Raw genomic sequence first — 21,885 nt, 5'->3', positions numbered from 1 at the left:
AGCTCTTAAATCTTAATTAATGAGCTGTTGTTATAAGGTTATAATGTATGTATACAGATGATTATCAAAGATATTTATACTACCTGATGATGAGGTATGAGCTCGTATCTTCTTTTTTAACAGTATGTGTCTCCTTATTGTTTATTTTATGTTATGATAAATAAATCTTCGCGTTTTTTTACTTTGGAATGTAGGAAAGGATTATTTACGATTAGTCATGAACCTTACAGCCAATTGAATGTTAAAAAAGAGTCTACCGGTCATCTTTTTTTAAATAAATGCAATATAATAAAACAATTATTCTATATATTTGCACCGTGACAATAGTATAGAGTTCTTTTAGAACTAAGTCATTTCTCTTATCTTTTCTTCATTTCCCCCTTTTGTTTTTCATCTTTTCATTTTGTATCTGCTTTTATATGGCAAAATAGTTTTGATATCTCCCTTGCAGAATTAAAAAAAGAACCTGTTGCCTTATATGTAAAAGAACTTTTCTGATAAAAAGATTGCATTTGTTTGAAAACTCACTGATTATTTGTATATTTGCGGGCGATTAAGCGAAGATGAGGAGGGGGCGGGTAGTCCCCTTCTTTTGTTCTTAACAGTATGTTTATGATTGAAAAGGGAGTAATAACTCAGTTGGTTGAAGAAAAATTGGCTTCTTCCGACAATTATTTGGTTGACGTAGTCGTTAAACCTGGAAACCTTATCATTATTGAGATAGATAATGATGAGGGTGTTTGTATTGATGATTGTGCGGAGTTGAGCCGGTATGTGGAAGAACATCTGGACCGTGAGGTGGAAGACTTCGAACTGGAAGTCGGCTCGGCAGGTGTTACTTCTCCTTTTAAAGTACTTCGTCAATACGTGAAAAATATAGGGAACGAAGTGGAAATGCTGCTGAAAAGTGGGGTGAAACTGACCGGAGTATTGAAATCGGCAGATGAGAACGGAGTGGTAGTAACAGTTGAAAAGCAAGTGAAACCCGAAGGTTCCAAACGAAAAGTTACTGTCCAGGAAGATCAATCCTATACATTCGATGAAATAAAATATACAAAATACCTAATAAGATTCAAGTAAAGAAAGATTATGGCCAAGAAAGAGGAAACAATCAGTATGATTGACACACTTGCGGAGTTCAAGGAGTTGAAGAATATAGATAAGGATACGATGATCAGCGTGCTGGAAGATTCCTTCCGTAACGTAATCGCTAAAATGTTCGGTACGGATGAGAACTATGACGTAATTATCAACCCTGAAAAAGGTGACTTCGAAATCTGGAGAAACCGTACGGTTGTGGCTGACGACGAACTGGAAGACCCGAATCTGCAACTTACGTTGACCGAGGCTCGTAAAATCGATGCTGACTGCGAAGTGGGTGAAGAAGTGACTGATGAAGTTCATTTCGCCGATTTCGGACGTCGTGCCATTCTGAACCTTCGTCAGACACTGGCTTCGAAGATTCTTGAATTGCAGAAGGATAGTTTGTATGCTAAATATAAAGATAAAATAGGTACAATTGTCGCAGCTGATGTCTATCAGGTGTGGAAGAAAGAGATTCTGCTGTTGGATGACGAGGGTAATGAGTTGCTGCTCCCGAAATCAGAACAGATTCCTTCCGATTTTTACCGGAAAGGTGAAACTGTCCGTGCAGTTGTACAGAAAGTGGATAATTATAATAATAATCCGAAGATTATTCTGTCGCGTACAGATAAAATTTTCCTGCAGCGTTTGTTCGAACTGGAAGTTCCCGAAATCAATGATGGCCTGATCACGATCAAAGCTATCGCACGTATCCCGGGAGAAAGAGCAAAAGTGGCTGTTGAGTCATACGATGATCGTATCGATCCGGTTGGTGCCTGCGTAGGAATGAAAGGTTCCCGTATCCACGGTATTGTCCGTGAGTTGAGAAACGAGAACATCGATGTAATTAATTATACATCCAATGTATCGCTGTTTATCCAGCGTGCATTAAGCCCGGCTAAAATTTCCTCTATACGAGTGAACGAAGAAGAACATAAGGCAGAGGTTTATCTTCGTCCCGAAGAAGTTTCATTGGCTATTGGTAAAGGTGGTTTGAACATCAAACTGGCTTGTATGTTGACCGAATACACAATCGATGTATTCCGTGATGTGGAAGGAGCTGATGAGGAAGATATTTATCTGGATGAATTTACAGATGAAATAGACGGCTGGGTAATTGACGCAATGAAGAACATCGGTTGCTATACGGCTAAGAGCGTGCTTGCTTTGAGCCGTGATGAAATTATTGAACGTGCCGACCTTGAAGAAACAACAGTCGACGAGGTGCTTGCTATCTTATCTGCCGAATTTGAAGATGAAAGTCAGGAATAAAAAAGTAGTACGACAAAGTTAGATATGCCTATAAAATTAATACAAGTACAAAGAAAATTGAACGTAGGGATCAACACGGTTGTTGAATTTCTACATAAAAAAGGTCATCCTGTTGAGGAGAATGCGAATCCCAACACGAGGATCAGTGATGAACAGTATGCTTTGCTCGTAAAAGAGTTTGGAAAGGATCTGCCTGAGGGTGGTTTTGAACGTCCGCGGGTAGAACGTCCTCACAGAGAGAAAGAGAGAGAAGTCGCTTCTGTGAAAGAAGAGAAGGCTTCGGAAATTAAGACAGTGATCCCGGAAGAGTTCAGGCCTAAGATCGTAACGAAAGGCCGTATCGACCTGGACGGACAGCATAAAAAAACTCAGGAGGTTCCTGATGTGAAAGAAGAACCGGTAGCCAAGCCGCAACCGGTTGTGAAGCCTCAGCCTGTTGCAGAACCGCAACCAGTAGTTAAACCTCAGCCTGTTGCCGAGCCGCAACCGGTTGTAGTCTCTGCTCCTGCCCCTGCTCCTGAAGAAAAAAAGGTAGAAGCCCCTGCTAAACAGGAAAAACAGGAGACTGCACCTGTAGAAAAGCCTGTGGAGAAAAAAGAAGTAAAAGAGATAGTTGTGGAAAAAGAAAGAATCGAAGAGAAAAAACCGGAAGTAACAGTGAAGCCGGAAGCGACAAGAAGCTCTTCTGAAGAAGTGGACAAAACGGCTGCTGAAGGTCAGTCTTCTGTAGAATCGGAAGATGATAACTTGTTCCGGTTGAACACTCCGAAGTTCGAGTCGAATATCAAGGTAACCGGCAAAATTGACCTGAATGCCTTGAACCAGTCTACACGACCTAAAAAGAAAACAAAGGAAGAGAGACGAAAAGAACGCGATGACAAACGCGAAAAGTTCAATAACAACAACAGACCGGGACAACCGGGATTCCATAAGGGACCGAAAGATCCGAATGCTAAGCCGGGTGCACCGGTAAAGCCGGGCGCTCCTGTGAAACCAGGTGCTCCTGTTAAGCCGGGTGAAGTCGGTGCAGATGCGAAAAAGAAACGCAACCGTATCAAGAAGGATCGCGTGGATGTGAACAATACTCCGGGTACGAATTACAGCCGTCCGGCTAATCAGCGTGACGACCGGGGTAAACCGCGCCTGAAAAAGCCGGTTAAGGCAGAAGTAAGCGAGGAGGATGTACAGAAGCAGATCAAGGAAACACTGGCTCGCCTGACCAATAAAGGTAACAAGAATAACAAAGGAGCCAAGTACCGTCGTGATAAACGTGATGCCGCCGTCAAACGTGAGCATGAGTTGATGGAACTGGAGGAACAGGAAAGCAAGGTATTGAAGCTGACCGAGTTCGTAACGGCAAACGACCTTGCCAACATGATGGATGTACCTGTGACAAAGGTTATCGCTACTTGCATGAGTATCGGTATCATGGTTTCTATCAACCAGCGTTTGGATGCGGAGACAATCAATATCGTTGCCGACGAGTTTGGTTTCAAAACTGAATATGTAAGTGCAGAGGTGGTGGAAGCTATCAATGCAGATGAAGAAGATGATAATGAAGAAGACTGGGTAGCACGTCCGCCTATCGTAACTGTAATGGGACACGTCGACCACGGTAAAACTTCTTTGCTGGATAATATTCGTAAAGCAAACGTAATTGCCGGTGAAGCGGGTGGTATCACTCAGCATATCGGTGCTTATAATGTGAAACTGGCGAGCGGACGCCGTATTACTTTCCTGGATACACCGGGTCATGAGGCATTTACCGCGATGCGTGCCCGTGGTGCCAAAGTGACGGATATTGCTATTATCATTGTTGCTGCTGACGATGCTGTCATGCCGCAGACTATCGAGGCGATCAACCATGCTTCTGCAGCCGGGGTTCCTATCGTATTTGCTATTAATAAGGTAGATAAGCCGCATGCTAATCCTGAGAAGATCAAGGAAGAGCTGGCTAATATGAACTATTTGGTGGAAGACTGGGGAGGAAAGTATCAGAGCCAGGATATCTCTGCCAAGAAAGGTGTCGGTGTTGAAGAGTTACTCGAAAAAGTATTGCTTGAAGCTGACTTGCTGGATCTGAAGGCTAACCCGAAGAAACGTGCAGTCGGTTCTATCATCGAATCTTCTCTGGATAAGGGACGTGGATATGTTTCTACCGTATTGGTAGAGAACGGTACATTACAGATGGGAGATATCGTATTGGCTGGTACGCATCACGGTCGTATCAAAGCAATGTTCAACGAACGTAACCAACGTGTGGAAAAAGCTGGTCCTTCCGAACCGGTACTGATCCTCGGCTTGAACGGTGCTCCGCAGGCTGGCGATACATTTAATGTATTGGAAACAGAACAGGAAGCTCGTGAAATTGCAACACGTCGTGAACAGTTACAGCGTGAATTAGGTATCCGTACGCAGAAGATGCTTACGCTCGATGATATCGGTCGCCGTATTGCTGTGGGTAACTTCCAGGAACTGAATGTGATCGTGAAGGGTGACGTGGACGGTTCCGTAGAGGCATTATCTGACTCTCTGATCCGTTTGTCAACTGAAGAGATCCAGGTGAATGTAATCCACAAGGCTGTCGGTCAGATTTCCGAATCGGATGTAGTATTGGCTGCTGCTTCGAATGCGATCATTATCGGATTCCAGGTACGTCCGTCTGTACAGGCTCGCCGTAATGCGGAGAAAGATGGCGTTGAAATCCGTCTGTACTCTATCATTTACGATGCGATCGAAGAAGTGAAGAGTGCCATGGAAGGTATGCTTTCACCGGAGATCAAGGAAGAAATTACCGCCTATGTGGATGTACAGCAGGTATTCAAGATCACGAAAGTGGGTACGGTTGCCGGTTGTATGGTTAAGGAAGGTAAGATCAAACGTACGAACAAGATCCGCCTGATCCGTGACGGTATTGTGATCTATGCCGGCGAACTGGGATCTCTGAAGCGTTTCAAGGATGATGTGAAAGAGGTTGTGGCCGGACTGGATTGCGGTTTGAATATCACAAACTTCAATGACATTCAGGTAGGTGACGTAATTGAATCGTACGAAGAAACTGAAATAAAGAAAACTTTATAAACATGAACTGGTTAGACATTGTATTAGTATGTCTGGCAGGAATTGGATTTGCGAAGGGCCTGTTTGATGGAGTCATCAAACAGGTTGTTTCGCTTATAGCCCTGATGGCTGCGATATTTTTCTGTGCCAAAGCTGCAGCCTGGCTGAGAGGATATATACTGGCATCGGGCTGGTTCCCGGAAGAGGGAGTGACCATCCTTAGTTATATAGCCGGATTTATCCTGATCCTGGGTGTGGTCATGCTGGCCGGAGAGGTTGTGCACAGGGTGATCGGGGTTACGCCGCTCAGTATTTTGAATCATCTGGCTGGTGGCCTGTTCGGTTTGTGCCTGATGATCCTGTTCGTCAGTTTATTGTTGAACATACTGGAGGCAGTCGATCGGGGATCGGTATTGATTCCCCGCGAAGCGAAGATTGAATCCCGTTTCTATAATTCTGTTAAAGAAATAGTTCCAACCATTTACCCCGGAAATTTGTTCTCATGGAAGGAATAGTATAATAATTGAGAATTGAGAATTGAAAATTGGGAATTGCCGGGGTGGATGTCTTTAATTTTCAATTCTCAATTCTTAACTTTCAATTAATTAGATATGCAGGAGTCAAACGACATACTAAATGAGGTAACAAGTGGTGACTATAAGTACGGCTTCGTTACCGATATCGATACGGAATTGATTCACCGTGGTCTCGATGAAGAGACTGTCCGTATCATTTCTGCTAAGAAGAATGAGCCGGACTGGTTGTTGCAGTTCCGGTTGAAGGCTTTCCGCCACTGGCAGACATTGGAGATGCCCACATGGCCTCACCTAAACATTCCACCGATTGATTATCAGGATATAATCTATTACGCAGCTCCCAAAAAGAAAGAAGGGCCCAAAAGCCTCGATGAAGTGGATCCGGAGTTACTGAAGACATTCGACAAACTGGGGATTCCTTTACATGAGCGTGCCCAATTGGCTGGTATGGCGGTCGATGCCGTAATGGACAGTGTTTCAGTAAAGACGACCTTTAAGGAGACGTTGGCAGAAAAAGGGATTATCTTCTGTTCATTCAGTGAAGCAGTGCTACATCATCCGGATTTGGTACAACAGTATCTGGGAAGTGTAGTAGGCTACCGGGACAATTTCTTTGCAGCTCTGAACTCGGCGGTTTTCTCTGACGGCTCGTTCGTTTATATACCAAAAGGCGTACGTTGCCCGATGGAACTTTCCACCTATTTCCGTATCAATGCGGCAAATACCGGACAGTTCGAACGTACATTGATCGTAGCTGACGATGAGGCGTATGTCAGTTATTTGGAAGGATGTACCGCGCCGATGCGTGACGAGAATCAGTTGCATGCAGCGATTGTCGAGATCGTAGCCAAAGAGCGTGCCGAAGTGAAATATTCGACTGTTCAAAACTGGTATCCGGGCGATAAAGAAGGAAAAGGCGGTATCTATAACTTCGTGACCAAGCGTGGTTTGTGTAAAGGGGAAGGTAGTAAGATATCCTGGACCCAGGTAGAGACAGGTTCTGCTATAACCTGGAAATATCCGAGTTGTATTCTGGCAGGTGATAATTCGGTCGGCGAGTTCTATTCGGTCGCTGTTACCAATAATTATCAGCAGGCGGATACCGGAACGAAGATGATCCATTTAGGAAAGAATACCCGTAGTACGATTGTTTCCAAAGGTATTTCAGCCGGTCATAGCCAGAATAGTTATCGTGGTCTGGTAAAAGTATCTCCGCGTGCCGAGGGTGCCCGTAACCATAGCCAGTGTGACAGCTTGTTGTTGAGTTCGACCTGTGGTGCACATACATTCCCTTATGCTGATATTCAGAATGAAACAGCGGTGGTAGAGCATGAAGCTACAACAAGCAAGATCAGTGAGGAACAGTTGTTCTATTGCCAGCAACGTGGTATTTCCGTAGAGGAGGCTGTCGGTCTGATCGTGAACGGATATGCTCGTGAGGTAATGAATAAACTTCCGATGGAGTTCGCTGTGGAGGCTCAGAAATTGCTGACCATCTCACTGGAAGGAAGTGTAGGATAAATCAAATTGTCAATTAATAAAGTTATGTTAGATATAAAGAACTTACATGCCAATGTAAATGGCAAAGAGATATTGAAAGGAATCGACCTTTCTGTAAAGGCTGGTGAGGTACATGCCATCATGGGGCCGAACGGTTCGGGTAAAAGTACCCTGAGTAGTGTACTCGTTGGTAATCCGGCTTTCGAGGTAACCCAGGGAGAAGTTATTTTTAATGGGAAGAACTTGTTGGAACTGGAACCGGAAGACCGTAGCCGTGAAGGTATTTTTCTCAGTTTCCAGTATCCGGTTGAAATTCCGGGTGTAAGTATGGTGAACTTTATGCGTGCCGCACTGAATGAACACCGTAAATATAAAGGATTGGATCCTGTTTCTGCGACCGACTTCCTGAAACTGATGCGTGAGAAACGTGCTATTGTGGAACTGGATAATAAGTTGGCCAGCCGTAGTGTGAACGAAGGGTTCTCAGGTGGTGAAAAGAAACGTAACGAGATATTCCAGATGGCTATGCTGGAACCTAAACTGGCTATTCTGGATGAAACGGACAGCGGTCTGGATATCGATGCCCTCCGTATCGTAGCAAACGGTGTGAACCAATTGCGTACGCCGGAAAATGCAGCGATCGTAATCACTCACTACCAACGTCTGTTGGATTATATCAAGCCGGATGTGGTACATGTGTTGTACAAAGGACGTATTGTAAAAACAGCCGGTCCGGAACTAGCCCTTGAACTGGAAGAAAAAGGTTACGACTGGATCAAGAAAGAGATGGGAGATGAGTGAGATGAGAGCCGAACAACAATATATCGACCTTTTTACCAAATATGAAGACCTGGTATGTCGGCATAGTGCTGCGGTGATGAATGCTCCGCGTGCCGAGGCTTTGGCCGATTTCGATCGCCTGGGGTTTCCTTCGGTAAAGAGTGAAGATTATAAATATACAGATGTGGCGCAGGCTTTTGCTCCTGATTATGGGGTGAATATAAACCGCCTGGCTATTCCGGTCAATCCTTATGACGTGTTCCGTTGCGATGTCCCGAATCTGAGTACATCCCTGTATTTTGTTGTGAATGATACTTTTTACGACAAGATGATGCCGAAAGCTCATTTGCCGGAAGGTGTATATGCCGGTGGTTTGAAAAACTTTGCGGAGAAATATCCGGAAGTGGCTGCCCGCTATTACGGAAAAGCAGCCAAAAGCAACCATGACGGTATAATCGCACTGAATACGATGCTGGCCCAGGATGGTTTTGTGCTTTATGTACCGGAAGGTATAGCGGTGGAACGTCCTATCCAGTTGATTAATATATTCCGTAGCGATGTGGATGCGATGGCTAACCGCCGTATTCTGATTATTATGGAACCGCGCTCGGAAGCTAAATTACTGATCTGCGATCATAGTATAGACGATGTGAAGTTTCTGGCAACTCAGGTCGTCGAGATATTTGCTGCTGAAGGTGCTTATTTCGATTATTACGATCTGGAGGAAAGCAGTATTTCCACATCCCGTTTTGCCTCTGTTCATGTAAAACAGGAGGCTTCCAGTAATGTTCTGGTAAACGGTATTACATTAAATAACGGTCTTACACGTAATAACTATTATATCGAGTTGAACGGTGAGTATGCAGAAACGACACTTTGCGGTATGTCTGTAATGGACCGTGAACAACAAGTGGATACGTATAGCCACATTACACATGCCGTTCCTAATTGTACAAGTAATGAGTTATTCAAGAATGTGCTGGACGATCATGCCGTCGGAGCTTTCAGCGGGCGTATCCTGGTGAAGGAGGATGCTCAGAAAACGGCTGCTTACCAGACAAACCGTAACCTCTGTGCTACGCGTGAAGCTCGTATGTATAGTAAGCCGCAGTTGGAAATCTATGCGGATGATGTAAAATGTTCGCATGGTATGACAACCGGGCAGTTGGATGAAAATGCTTTGTTCTATATGCGTAGCCGTGGTATTCCATTGAGTGAGGCACGTATGATGCTGAGTGTTGCTTTTACATCGGATGTGATCGATCATGTACGTCTGGATGCGTTGAAAGACCGCTTGCATAAGCTGGTTGAAAAGCGTTTTCGTGGAGAGCTGGCACGTTGTGCCGATTGCCGTATCTGTAAATAAGATATTATTCTGATCTTTATAAAGGCCCGGATAGATGTTATGTCTGTCCGGGCTTTTTGTTTATCTTTGTATTTCACCAATCATTTATTATTATATGCAGTTGACTCATATCGCAATCTGGACGAATGAATTAGAACGTTCCCGCGAATTTTATACGACGTATTTTAATGGAAAAAGTAATGAGAAGTACGTAAATCCCAAGAAAGGATTCGCTTCTTATTTTGTAACTTTCGAAGGAGGTACTTCCCTGGAAATTATGGAACGGACAGATGTAACAGAAGAGAAGAATGGTCTTTTTATCGGTCTTGCTCATTTTGCTTTCTCTGTCGGTTCCAAGGAAAAGGTGAATAGTATGATAGAACTGTTCCGTGAAAATGGCTATACGATACTTGGGGAACCGCGGACAACGGGAGATGGTTTTTATGAGGGATCCATTGCTGATCCGGACGGAAATATTGTAGAAATAATTGCTTGATATGGAGATACGTATTGAACAAGCGACAGATTATCCTTATAACCTGCTTTTGTTGGCGGATCCCAATCGTGAGTTGGTGGATAGTTATCTGAAAACATCCGATTGTTTTGTCGCTTTTTATAAGGATCGGATGGTAGGAGTGATTGTTGTTCAGAAGCAGTCTGTAAATCAGGCTGAAGTATTAAACGTCGCTGTAGATGAATCTTTTCAGCGGAGAGGTATTGCGCGCCGTTTACTTCGTTTTGTCTTTGATGAATGGGCACGACCGAACCGGATCACTCTTCTGAAAGTCTGTACCGGAACATCTGCTCCGGGTCCCATGATGTTATATCAACAGGAAGGTTTTGATCTGAAAGAGTTGGACCGCGATTATTTCGTTCGGAATTACCCGGAACCGATCTGGGAAAACGGTGTTCAATGCCGGCATCGGTTGATACTGGAAAAGCTTTTGAGTCCACATGAGTAAAAATCAAAAAAATTAATGTGAATGGACGTAAGTCGAATAAAGTGGCAAGAATTTATGTCAGGTAATGATGATGCGTATAGCTGGACGTACACCACTTATGTGAAGGGGCTTTATCAATATGGACTTTGTTTTACATCGGATACAGAGCTTGTAAAGGATTGTATACAAGATATTTTTACTTATTTGTATAGAAATAGAGTTCAATTGGTTTTGCCAGATAATATTAAAGTCTATTTATTCACCGCGTTAAAAAATAACTTGATCAAAAAGATTCATAGGGAAACCCTAACTGAAGACCTCATAGAAGATATACCTTTTGCATTGGAGTTGACAGTTGAGGAACAGTTTATTCAGCAGGAACAATACAAAGATGAAAGAAGACAGGTAGAAAGAATATTATCTTTGTTAACATCTCGACAACGAGAAATTATTTACTATCGCTTTATTCAGGAGATGAGTATGGATGAGATTTGTACTCTAATGAACCTTAATTATCAATCTGCACAAAATTTAATTCAGAGATCTTTGAAAAAAATAAGAAGTTCTGTGGGAGATATGAGGCTCCTATTGCTATTCTTGTCTTTTATTCGCTAAAAAATAAAAAAATACATTTTAGTGAGTATAAAAGAGTAACTCTTGGCTCTTATATCAAAAGGCAATTTATATGCATAAAGATTATAAGAGATATAAAGCTGATCAATTATTGAATGATGACAAATTCGTTCAGTGGTTATTGTCTCCTGACGCGGAGGATGATCGATTCTGGAATGAATTAGAAGAGAGTGATAAGGAGTTAGCAAAAGAAATAAGTATAGCCCGTTCTTTTATAGGGACTCTACGGCGTGATATAAAGCAACCCGATTTTTCATCAAAGGATGAAACTGTATTATGGAATAAGATCATTGCAGAAAATAGGAAAGATAAATTCCATAAGAAAACAATCTATGTATTTAGGTGGTTGGCTGGAACGGCAGCTGTTGTTTGTTTGTGTTTTTTTGTTGTGCAAAAGTATTATTTTGCAGAAAGAGAGATCAATTATCAGGCAATGTTGAATGCCTCTGAGCGAACGGTCGATTCCTCCGGTGAGATTGAACTCGTATTATCAGGTGATAAGAAGATTGCAATTTCGGAGAAGGAGGGCTTGGTTGAGTATAACCAGGAGGGAGAAGTCAATGTGAATTCAAAAAAAATAGCTCTTGAAGTTGAGCAGAAAAAGGATGCTGAAATATTTAACCAGTTGATTGTCCCGCCCGGAAGACGTTCGTCCGTTATTTTTTCCGATGGAACTAAGATTTGGGTGAACTCGGGTTCAAAAGTTGTTTATCCGGTTACTTTTGGAGAAAAAAAGAGAGAAATTTATGTTGAAGGCGAAGTCTATTTGGATGTAACGCATGATGTAACATGCCCGTTTGTTGTTAAGACTCAACAGTTGGATATAAAAGTTTTGGGTACATGCTTTAATGTATCTGCTTATAAAGGCGAACCGGATATGCAAGTAACTTTAGTAGAAGGAAAAGTAGAAGTTAGGGCAAACAAACATGCAGATGTATTATTACCTAATCAGCAGTTTGATTATGATAGCCAGACAGATAAAGTAAGGGTAGAGGAAGTAGACATAAACAATTATATTGCATGGAAAAACGGATATTATCAGTTTGAGAAAGAACCGCTTGAAATTGTTTTTAAGAAATTATCCAGATATTATGGGGCTCAGATAGAATGGGATGAGGCTGTGGGAAAACTGACTTGCAGTGGAAAATTAGATCTGAGAGATGATTTAAAAGATGTCTTAAACAATTTGGAAAATGCAGCATCAATTCAAATAATTCAAAGCGAGAATCATGTAAGAATTAGTAAAAACTATTAAAATCAGAAGCTTATGGGACCTTAGATCAGTAGTTAAAAACAGAGCCGAACAATACTCGCAATATTATCCGGCTCTTCAATTAGTCTGTTAATAACAATACTAACTTAAATCATTTACAAAGTTATGAAATTAAAAGTGAAGTTCAGTGTGAAAATCATTGAACGCATGAAATTTTGTCGAATAATGAGAACTATTCTATTATTCTTGTTTCTTGGCATAGGTGTAAGTTTTGCTTCCGACTCTTATTCACAGGAAACACTTTTGTCAATTAGTGTAAATAACAAGTCTGTAAAAGAAGTTTTCAAACACATAGAAAACAATAGTGAGTTTATTATTTTCTATATGGATAATACGGTTGATTTGAATAGAAAAGTTAACCTGGATATGAAAGAACAGAATGTAGAAACGATATTGAATTCTATTTTTAAAAATACGAATAATGTTTTTACAATTAAAGATCGCCAGATTATTATAACAGAGCGGGAAGTTTTTCCACAACCAAATAAAACTCAGCAACAAGCTACATACAAAGTCACTGGTGTGGTTACCGATACCAATGGAGAGTCTATTATCGGTGCTTCTGTGGTTGAAAAGGGAACAACAAACGGTATAACGACAGATATAGATGGTCGTTATGAAATTAATGTTTCCGGGAAACATGCTGTTTTGAATATTTCTTATTTGGGCTATGCTCCCCAGGAAATAAGAGTAGACGGACGACGGAATGTAAATGTTCAGCTTTATGAAGACTCTAAAGCGCTGGAAGAGGTCGTTGTCGTTGGATATGGACAACAGAAAAAAAGTAGTGTTGTCAGTGCAATCAATACAGTATCAACCAAAGAATTAAGATTGCCGACCCGTAATCTAACGAATAACTTGGCAGGCCAATTGTCTGGTTTGATCGCTGTACAACGATCAGGCGAGCCAGGTTATGATAATTCTGATTTCTGGATACGTGGTGTCAGCTCTTTTTCTGGTGGAACCAGCCCATTGGTTTTAGTGGATGGAGTACCTCGTCAGATGCAGGATGTTGAACCCGATGAAATAGAAACGTTTTCTTTGTTGAAAGATGCTGCAGCTACAGCCGTTTATGGTGCAGAAGGTGCAAATGGTGTGATCCTGATCACAACCAAACGTGGTCAGATAGCCAAGGCCCGTATCTCTGTACGTGCGGAAACGAGTGTTTCCCAGGCAACACGTTTACCTCAGTATGCCAGTTCGTATGAATATTTAAAAGCCTATAATGAAGCTTTGAATAATATCGGATCACCAAGTGTCTATGATGATGAAACATTAGCAAAATATAGAGATGGTATCGATCCTATGTTGTATCCCAATGTTAATTGGTATGATCTGCTTAAAGATCTGACGACAAATTCGAGAATAACATTGAATGCCAGAGGCGGAACAGAAAGAGCTAAATATTTTGTTTCAGGTGCATTCTATACTGAATCCGGGCTTTTTAAATCGAATACGACAGACGATTACAATTCTAATATAGGTGTTAAGCGTTTTAATCTGAGAAGTAATATCGACTTGAACATCACTAAAACGACTATTGTTAGTGTCGATTTAAGTGGTCAATATTTGAATACGAATTATCCCGGAGTTGGGACTCAGGATTTGTTCACTAAAATGTCGACAGTCCCGTCGCATCTTTTCCCGATGATTTATGAAGATGGAACGATAGCCGGACATCCTGATCCCAGTTCAAATAAGGTAAATCCATATAATTTGCTAAATAATTCGGGATATTCGAAAGAATGGCGTACGCGGATTCAGTCTAAGGTCAGTTTGGATCAGAAACTGGATTTTATAACCAGTGGTCTGAGTTATAAAGCATCTCTTGCTTTTGATGCCAATATGCAATATACGATGAAGCGATCGAAAACAGTTTCTCAATATTTTGCTACAGGAAGAGATGAGAATGGAAATTTAGTTTTTGAAGAAAAGGTATCCGGTTCTAATACCTTGGGAGGGGCTGAACCCGGTAATTCCGGAGACAAAACGATCTATTTTGAAAATTCATTGAATTATGTACGTGTTTTTAATGATATTCATAATATTAATGCCATGCTTTTGTATATGCAAAAAGACTATCAGCCACATAATCAGCCTTTGGCATTTAGAAAGCAAGGATTGGTTGGACGTATTGCGTATATGTACGATGACCGCTATTCTGTAGAAGGAAACTTTGGTTATACGGGAAGTGAGACATTTGCCAGCGGCCATCGTTTCGGACTTTTCCCTGCAGTGGGTATTGCTTGGTATCTTTCTAATGAACAATTCTATGGAAAAGGTTTGAGTAATGTGTTGAATAAATTGAAATTCCGTGTCTCTTTGGGACGAACAGGTAACGATAATACGGGTGGTAGTCGTTTTTTGTATCGCTCATCTATGAAAATGGATGCCGGAGGATATAACGTAGGTTATACGGATGGAGGCTCTAGTGGGGGAGTTGGTAACGGTATTATAGAAGGACAATTTTATTCACCCGGGATTGGTTGGGAGATAGAAGTGAAACAAAATTATGGAATGGAGTTGGGGCTGTTCGATAATCGAATCGATTTGCAGGTAGATTATTTTAATAATAATCGTTCTGAGATATTATTACAACGTAAGACGGTCGGGGCTACAACCGGGTTTCAGGTAATGCCATGGCAGAATTTTGGAGAGGTGAAGAACCAGGGAGTTGATGCCAGTCTTGTTTTGAACCATACGGTCGGTGAAGTGAAATTGTCGGCTAGAGGAAACTTTACTTTTGCCAGAAATAAAGTTTTGGAATATGATGAAGTTCCTCAAAAATATGATTGGATGAATGTAACAGGTACGAGGATCGGTGACAGGGCCGTCTATATTTGTGATGGTTTTTATACTTATGATGATTTTAATATTACTGGTGAAGGTATTAACCGGACTTATGAATTGAAGGAAGGTGTTGTCAAATCGGGTTTATCCGGGGATATTCGTCCGGGAGATTTGAAATATCGAGATTTGAATGGTGACGGTATTGTTAATAGTTTTGATGCTGAGCGGGGACTGGTCAATCCTGAAAATCCTGAAATCGTATATGGCTTTGGGATTAGTGCCGAATGGAAGAACTTTACGTTTAGTGCATTTTTCCAGGGTGCGGGTAATACATCAACGATCCTTGGACAGGCTGATAATACTTCTGCTCTGTGGCCTTTCTTGTGGGGAGTTGAAAATTCGCGGCTACGATCTGAGTTTGTTAATCATTGGTCAGATTCTGATCCTAATAATTTTAATGTGGCTTATCCTCGTTTAAGGCCTGATACTCACGCCCACAATAATGCCGCCAGTACATTTTGGGTGCGTGATGCAAGCTTCCTGCGTTTCAAGAACTTTGAGTTCAGCTACCAAATACCTAAGAATTTTGCACAGAAAATGGGAATGCAACAGGCCCGTATTTATTTGATGGGGAATAATTTATGTGTATGGGACAATCTTAAAATGTGGGATCCCGAAATGGGAAGTAAAAAATCAGGAGCATCCTATCCTCTCCCAAGGACTTTTACATTGGGATTAGATGTAACTTTTTAATATTTAAATAGATATAATAGATTATGAAACAATTGAAATATTTGTTGGTTATTGCCTTGGCTACGTGTATGTCATGTAATGACTTTTTGGATGTGTCGGATGAATTGACACAGGAAGTAACGATGGAGGATGTTTTTGAGAATCCTTCTTATACAAGGCGTTTTCATCGTTATATTTATACCGGAATACCAGATATGAAATATATGGTGTTTAATACAGACTATTCCGGTTCAATGGATGGTTTGGACGCGCCTTGGTCTCCTTGTTCGGATGAATTAAAGGCTAGTAGAAATTCAACCAATACAATTCCTGTATCCGGATACAGTTCTGCAAATGCACCTTATACCCGTTGGTCTTTATACAAGCAGATTCGTCAATGTAATTTATTTTTACAGCATGCTAAAGTCATTCCCGGCGATGTAGATCAAATTTCAGAAGAAGAATTAGCCGATATGAAAAATACTGCTCGGTTTTTTAGAGCTTATTATCACTATTTGCTGGTTGAGTTGTATGGTCCTATACCATTAATGAATGAGGTTGTGGATTCGAATGCTACTGATTTGGATTTTGCACGTACTCCATTAGATGAGGTGATAAATTTTATAGACACGGAACTTGCGGAGTTATCCAATTTGTTGCCAGCACAACGCCTGGAAGATAATGAACGTGTAAAACCCACGAAAGGAGTCGCTTTGGCTATTCGTGCAAAACTCTGGATATATGCAGCCAGTCCTTTATTGAATGGCGGTTATGCGGAAGCGTTAGATGTAACAAATACTGACGGAACACGGCTATTCCCAGATAAAGACAATAATAAATGGCAGAAAGCATTGAATGCGTTGCAGGAGCTGATCGACTGGGCAGAAACCGGAGTGTATGAGTTGCATACGGTTTATAATCCTGATGGAACGGTTAATACCGCTCAGTCTTTGTACCAGTTGCAGCAGGTGTACAATAAAGAAATTATTTGGGCTGCAACAAACAATTCTTTTGGTGCTGTTAATTCTGACGGACAAGATAGAAGTTGTACCCCTCGCACGGAAGGTGTTGGTCAAACAGCTTTGGGAGTACTTCAGGATATGGTGGATGATTTCTTTATGGCAGATGGTTTGAGTATAAAGGAATCTCCGGACTATACGGAAGAAGGCTTTGGTGACTATGTCAATGAGATACCGGCTTCACCTATTATGGGAGTCGTTCAACCAGTGATAACGACCCAGGTATCCAATATGTATTTAAATCGTGAACCTCGTTTTTATGATGCAATATTTTTCCAGGGACGCAGATGGCATATTTCCGGTAGAGAAATATTCTTCCACGATGGAGGTAATAATGGCAAGACCGGTGGCATGTATTCGAGAACAGGTTATTTACCTTATAAGGGATATTGTAAAGAACTGTATAATTCCGGTAGTTTTAAAAAGTCTCAGTTCCGTCCGAGCATCCTTTTCCGTTTAGGCGAATTCTATTTGTTGTATGCGGAAGCATTGAATGAGGTGAATCCGTCGGACAGACGTATTATAGAATATGTAGACCGCGTGCGTGTACGTGCCGGTATTCCTAAGTTAGCCGATATCAAGCCGAATCTTATAGGTAATAAAGAGCTTCAACGTGAAGCGATTCGGAAAGAGATGCGTGTAGAGCTTTTCATGGAGGGACAGCGTTATTTTAATGTACGCCGCTGGATGGTCGCCGAGGATGGGCAGGAATCTCCGCAGGGAGGTTGGATAAGTGGTATGAACCTAGATTCGAAAGATCCTAAAGAAGGATTCCATAAACGCAAAAATGTAGAGCTCCGACTTTTTGAACGACGTATGTATTTATATCCTCTTCCTCTGAATGAGGTACAGAAATCCAGAAAGCTGGTTCAAAATCCGGGCTGGGAATAAATTATTGGAACCTTAGATCCAAGCTGTGTTGACTCATTGGGACTTTAAAGGGGGATGCGGGAAGATATGACCGACATCCCCTTCCCTTTATCTTTTCTATTGAAAATAATATATGTACATACCATACTACATAAATAGGAACAGAAATGTCGGGTAATAATCTTTTAGATTGATATGGAGCTTTTTCAATGCTCTGGAGATATGGTATTCAACACCTTTAGTAGTTATTCCTAATGTTTCGGCTATATCTTTATGTGATTTGTTTTCATAGCGGCTCATAATAAAGACAACCCTCGTCTGTTCCGGTAAACCAGCAAGAGTTTTATTTACGATTTCCTGTGCTTCGGCAGTGAACAACTCATTGGGGTTACAGGCTTCCAGCGTAGATATACGAGTATTCAATTCCCATTTGGCATGATTTAGTAATTGTTCGTTAACATCTTCTTTTACCTGCAGATGTTGTAAATAGTTTAAGCATTTGTTTTTAATGATGGTAAGGATATAGGCAGGGACGTTTGAATCTTTTTCCAACGAATGACGATTTTCCCAATAATACATCAAAGCTTCAATCGTAAAATCTTCAGCAACGGCTATATCTCTTACATACGTATTAGCAAAGCGGATAAATCGGCCCTGATAATCAGTGAATAATTGATTGAACGCTTTTAAGTCTGTTGTATTCTCCATTTCTCCCTGACGACGTAATAAGTTGTAAATATAATAATATTTATACAATACAGTTATTTATTTAACACAATAGTGTTACAAATTATAGGACTACTGTATCACTATAAGTAACACTATTGTTTTAGGGAGGATAGAACTACTATGTTATTATGGTTACATCTTATACTTATTTAGAATGGAGATAGGTGTAAAGACATTTCAACACAAGGAAGAAATGTCTTACGTTTTCCGGATATATCATTTAGATGGTTTCAAAAACTGAAAAGTTCATGATTTGGGGATCAGCCTTTGATTCGTCTACAACTAATTTGATCGCATCGAGTGTTTGAGGTTCGAAACGGTCTATATGCTTATGTCCGATGCATGATCCTGAAGCGAGGTCGATCCATTCGTTATTCTTTTTCCCTTTCAGGGAATATTTTAAGACCCGTTCTCCTTTGGCGATGTCTTCCTGTAGGATGACACGGTTTATGCTGGTGGGCTTGTCAAACGACAAGATGTACTCCGAGCCGGTTCCGGATGCTTGCTGAAGCGGAGTTCCGTATTGGCGAACTATTTCTTTACCTAACGTTTCTATCTGGAGGACATCGGCGTCGGGTATAAGTCCTTTATCGTTGACAACAAGGCCTAACAACATATTGGTATTCCTTCCTACACTGGTTTCGTATTTGGTAAGCAGTTCAGGAATATCGAACATCATGCTATCCTGTCCGGCTGTCCAGAACCATCCGCCCTGGAAAGAGCGGTTCCAGCGCAAGGTGAAATCAGATTCTCCCGGGCACCAGAACGGGGCAAAAGGATCGCCGTTCAAACCATTTATCACACGTGTTCCGTCGGCATTGGTGGTCGAGTCGGCTGTTGACCAGCAGGGATAAGGTGCGACACCTTCTTCATTCCCTACCCATCTGACCAAGTTAGGATGTCCGTACGGACCTTGAAAAGCAATTGCATTCGGCTGCAGTTTCTGTACAAGCGATAATACATCCGCACCCCCTTGTTCTTTGGACAGTACACCGCCATCGAACCATATTTCGAACAGTTCACCGTAGTTACTCCATAATTCGGTCAATTGCTGCGTTACAATTTTATTGTATTCTTCCTGACTGACCGGACCTCCTTCCTGAACAACTCCCGGATTATCTACATACAGGTAACCGTTTGCGGTTGTACTGGCATAAATGCCCGGTTTGATATTATATTTTTTACAGGAAGCGATGAAATCGGCAACGATATCTCCTTCACCGTTTTTCCAGGGAGATTGTTTGATGCTGTAGTCATGCGCTTCTGTAGGCCACAGGCTGAATCCACTACAGTGCTTCGCTACGAGGACAGCATATTTGGCTCCCAGTTTATGAGCTGTTTCCAGCCATTGGTCGGTATTTAATTCAGTAGGATTGAAGACGGAAGCATCCGGATGTGTGCCCCAATTCCTGAAATTATAGTCCGGTTGGTAGACCGGCATGTCAAAATGGATCAATACACCCATTTCTGCATCTGCCCAGGCTAGCTGGCGGGCATTAGGGGTAACGACAGTTGTTGTTTCGTTTGAAGAGCAGGATATAAGTACCGACAAGGCTGCCAGTAATCCTGCAAATGTCTTTTTCATGATGAACTTATATTTTACGATGCAAGTATAATAAAAAAAGATGTAGGAGCGAAATTTTTCCCGCTCCTACAAATGAGGTCATTTTAATTTGCCCAACCCGGATTTTGAGGTAATAAGTTCGGGTTGTAAGTAAACTCGTCAGTTGGTATCGGATACAGATACAAACGATCGTACCATGTGCGTGTCATACCTGGATAAAGAACGCGGTATTCGCCTGTTGCCGGATCACGCGGACCTAAATAGGTCTTCAGGTTTTCCAGTAACTTACCGGCTTTCCATCTGCATAAGTCATTCCAGCGAAGACCTTCACATGCTAATTCTACACGGCGTTCGCGACGTATTTCATTCAGCAGCGGAGAGATGGCTACTTCCCATTTTGGCCAGTTCGGATCAGTGAATCCTACATTTACCGTCAGATGCTTCATACCTACACGGTCACGCAGTTTATTGATCGTTTTGTCCAAAACAGTCTGGTCGCATTCTCCCAGTTCGGCTTTTGCTTCTGCATAGTTCAGAAGAACTTCACCATACCGATAGATCAGGTCGTCCAGTGTACATTTGATATATTCGTTATCTTCTGCTAACGGAGAGTACATCTTATACAAACGGTAACCGGTAAATGACAGACTGTTGAAGACCGGAGAATTTTCATATTCCTCCGAACCGTCAGCCAATATGGCGATAGGGCGTTCAGGAGTGTAAACACATTGTTTCAGACGTGGGTCACGATTTTCGAATTCATCAGTGAATTTGGCATCTCCTTTGTAACGATCGCTTAATGCAATAGGTTTACCATCATCACATAAGAATGATTCGACGAAATCTTTAGTCATACCTGTACCTGCCTCACGTACAGTACGGGGACGATTGTTCATACGCTTGTCTGTCACATAAGCTGCAAAAAAGATTGCTTCTTTATTATTCGTATAATCCTGCTGATTAAATAGAGCATGGTAGTCGTCTTCGATATTCCCTGTTGAATAGATGTCGTATTTACTACTATTCATAATCTTTTCTGCAGCTTCTATGCTGGAGCGAAGATACTTATCTGCATTATCAAGATTTCTGTACTTTCTCCATGTACCTTCAAATAGACAAACTCTGGATTTGAGTAATAAGGCTGCGTATTTGCTAAGCCGTGTGTCGATCATTGTTTCCGGTAGCCAAGCTGCTGCTTTATCTAAGCAAGCACAGATTGAATCGATAACAGCTCCGCGGTCATTTCGTGGGTTATACAGTTCTTCCGAAGAAGTCGTAAGATCAGTTGTTAACCAAGGTACATCACCGAATCGAAGAACCTTTTCGTAATAAAATTTGGCTTTAAAGAAGTAAATTTCACCGACATACTGATTGATCTTTTCTGCATTCCCTTCCACTGTATGATAACGAGACAGGAAATAATTACAACTCCGGATATTTGCCCAATCGCCTTTAGCCCAGCCCCCTCCGGCAGTTGGGATCGTATAATCACTCCAGATAAAAGCATCTTTTGTCTGATGTGCCTGGTTATCGGAAGCATTGTCGTTGCCATAAGCACCGGTATTATCCAGCGTGGTGTAGAACTGATTTGCAAAGTTTTTCAAGTCATTTTCTGTCTTCCAATAGGTCTCGTCGTTGATCTTATCTTCCGGGTACAAGTCCATAAAGTCATTATTACATCCGGAAAATCCAAGTAATAAAGACAAGCTTGCTATATAATATACTTTTTTCATTCTGTTTTTTGATTTAATTATTCTA

General features: G+C 41.6%; 16 protein-coding genes. 13 read left to right on the top strand and 3 right to left on the bottom strand.

The features are described 5' to 3' along the window. The first annotated feature begins 612 nt into the window (after positions 1 to 612). The 13 genes from rimP (at position 613) to DWX23_RS05190 (ending at position 17,855) form a co-directional block, all read left to right on the top strand. The gene (rimP, locus tag DWX23_RS05250) at positions 613 to 1,080 is read left to right on the top strand and encodes a ribosome assembly cofactor RimP (RefSeq protein WP_183668546.1); all 468 of its coding nucleotides are present in this window, start codon (positions 613 to 615) and stop codon (positions 1,078 to 1,080) included. A gap of 9 nt (positions 1,081 to 1,089) precedes the next feature. Further along, a complete protein-coding gene (nusA, locus tag DWX23_RS05245) occupies positions 1,090 to 2,355 on the top strand; it encodes a transcription termination factor NusA (RefSeq protein WP_122356870.1) in 1,266 nt (421 codons plus the stop codon). Between the two features lie 24 nt (positions 2,356 to 2,379). Further along, positions 2,380 to 5,436, top strand: coding sequence for a translation initiation factor IF-2 (gene infB, locus DWX23_RS05240; protein WP_122373689.1), 3,057 nt, complete (start codon positions 2,380 to 2,382; stop codon positions 5,434 to 5,436). Between the two features lie 2 nt (positions 5,437 to 5,438). After that, positions 5,439 to 5,930, top strand: a complete 492-nt coding sequence (locus DWX23_RS05235) for a CvpA family protein (RefSeq protein ID WP_122356874.1) — start codon at positions 5,439 to 5,441, stop codon at positions 5,928 to 5,930. Between the two features lie 96 nt (positions 5,931 to 6,026). After that, positions 6,027 to 7,472 (top strand): Fe-S cluster assembly protein SufB, encoded by a 1,446-nt coding sequence (gene sufB, locus DWX23_RS05230; RefSeq protein ID WP_122373688.1) that lies wholly within the window; start codon positions 6,027 to 6,029, stop codon positions 7,470 to 7,472. A 24-nt stretch (positions 7,473 to 7,496) separates the two neighbouring features. Further along, positions 7,497 to 8,252, top strand: coding sequence for a Fe-S cluster assembly ATPase SufC (gene sufC / locus DWX23_RS05225; RefSeq protein WP_122373687.1), 756 nt, complete (start codon positions 7,497 to 7,499; stop codon positions 8,250 to 8,252). Next, positions 8,245 to 9,597: a Fe-S cluster assembly protein SufD gene (sufD, locus tag DWX23_RS05220; protein ID WP_122373686.1), complete on the top strand. Its 1,353-nt coding sequence runs from the start codon at positions 8,245 to 8,247 to the stop codon at positions 9,595 to 9,597. Before sufC ends, sufD begins: the two co-directional genes overlap by 8 nt. A 94-nt stretch (positions 9,598 to 9,691) precedes the next feature. Next, entirely contained in the window at positions 9,692 to 10,072 is a 381-nt protein-coding gene (locus tag DWX23_RS05215) for a VOC family protein (protein WP_122373930.1), read from the top strand. A gap of 1 nt (position 10,073) precedes the next feature. Then, positions 10,074 to 10,538: a GNAT family N-acetyltransferase gene (locus DWX23_RS05210; RefSeq protein WP_122373685.1), complete on the top strand. Its 465-nt coding sequence runs from the start codon at positions 10,074 to 10,076 to the stop codon at positions 10,536 to 10,538. Positions 10,539 to 10,559: 21 nt separating this feature from the next. Beyond that, positions 10,560 to 11,132, top strand: coding sequence for an RNA polymerase sigma factor (locus DWX23_RS05205; RefSeq protein WP_233587506.1), 573 nt, complete (start codon positions 10,560 to 10,562; stop codon positions 11,130 to 11,132). Positions 11,133 to 11,202: 70 nt separating this feature from the next. Further along, positions 11,203 to 12,405, top strand: a complete 1,203-nt coding sequence (locus DWX23_RS05200) for a FecR family protein (protein ID WP_122373684.1) — start codon at positions 11,203 to 11,205, stop codon at positions 12,403 to 12,405. A gap of 165 nt (positions 12,406 to 12,570) precedes the next feature. Then, complete coding sequence (locus tag DWX23_RS05195) at positions 12,571 to 15,966, top strand: TonB-dependent receptor (protein WP_370450061.1); 3,396 nt, start codon at positions 12,571 to 12,573, stop codon at positions 15,964 to 15,966. Between the two features lie 23 nt (positions 15,967 to 15,989). Then, positions 15,990 to 17,855, top strand: coding sequence for a RagB/SusD family nutrient uptake outer membrane protein (locus DWX23_RS05190; RefSeq protein WP_122373683.1), 1,866 nt, complete (start codon positions 15,990 to 15,992; stop codon positions 17,853 to 17,855). Positions 17,856 to 17,981: 126 nt separating this feature from the next. On the opposite strand, the gene DWX23_RS05185 is transcribed toward DWX23_RS05190, so the two are convergent. The 3 genes from DWX23_RS05185 to DWX23_RS05175 form a co-directional block, all read right to left on the bottom strand. Then, a complete protein-coding gene (locus DWX23_RS05185; protein ID WP_122373928.1) occupies positions 17,982 to 18,542 on the bottom strand; it encodes an RNA polymerase sigma-70 factor in 561 nt (186 codons plus the stop codon). Between the two features lie 241 nt (positions 18,543 to 18,783). Next, positions 18,784 to 20,148, bottom strand: a complete 1,365-nt coding sequence (locus DWX23_RS05180; RefSeq protein ID WP_122373682.1) for an alpha-L-fucosidase — start codon at positions 20,146 to 20,148, stop codon at positions 18,784 to 18,786. Between the two features lie 83 nt (positions 20,149 to 20,231). Then, complete coding sequence (locus DWX23_RS05175; protein WP_122373681.1) at positions 20,232 to 21,860, bottom strand: RagB/SusD family nutrient uptake outer membrane protein; 1,629 nt, start codon at positions 21,858 to 21,860, stop codon at positions 20,232 to 20,234. Positions 21,861 to 21,885 lie beyond the last annotated feature (25 nt).

The organism is Parabacteroides sp. AF18-52, from assembly GCF_003479145.1.
In the GTDB taxonomy this organism is placed as follows: domain Bacteria; phylum Bacteroidota; class Bacteroidia; order Bacteroidales; family Tannerellaceae; genus Parabacteroides; species Parabacteroides faecis.
Note: the sequence above shows the minus strand (reverse complement) of the source record. Positions and strands in the feature narration are given on the sequence as shown.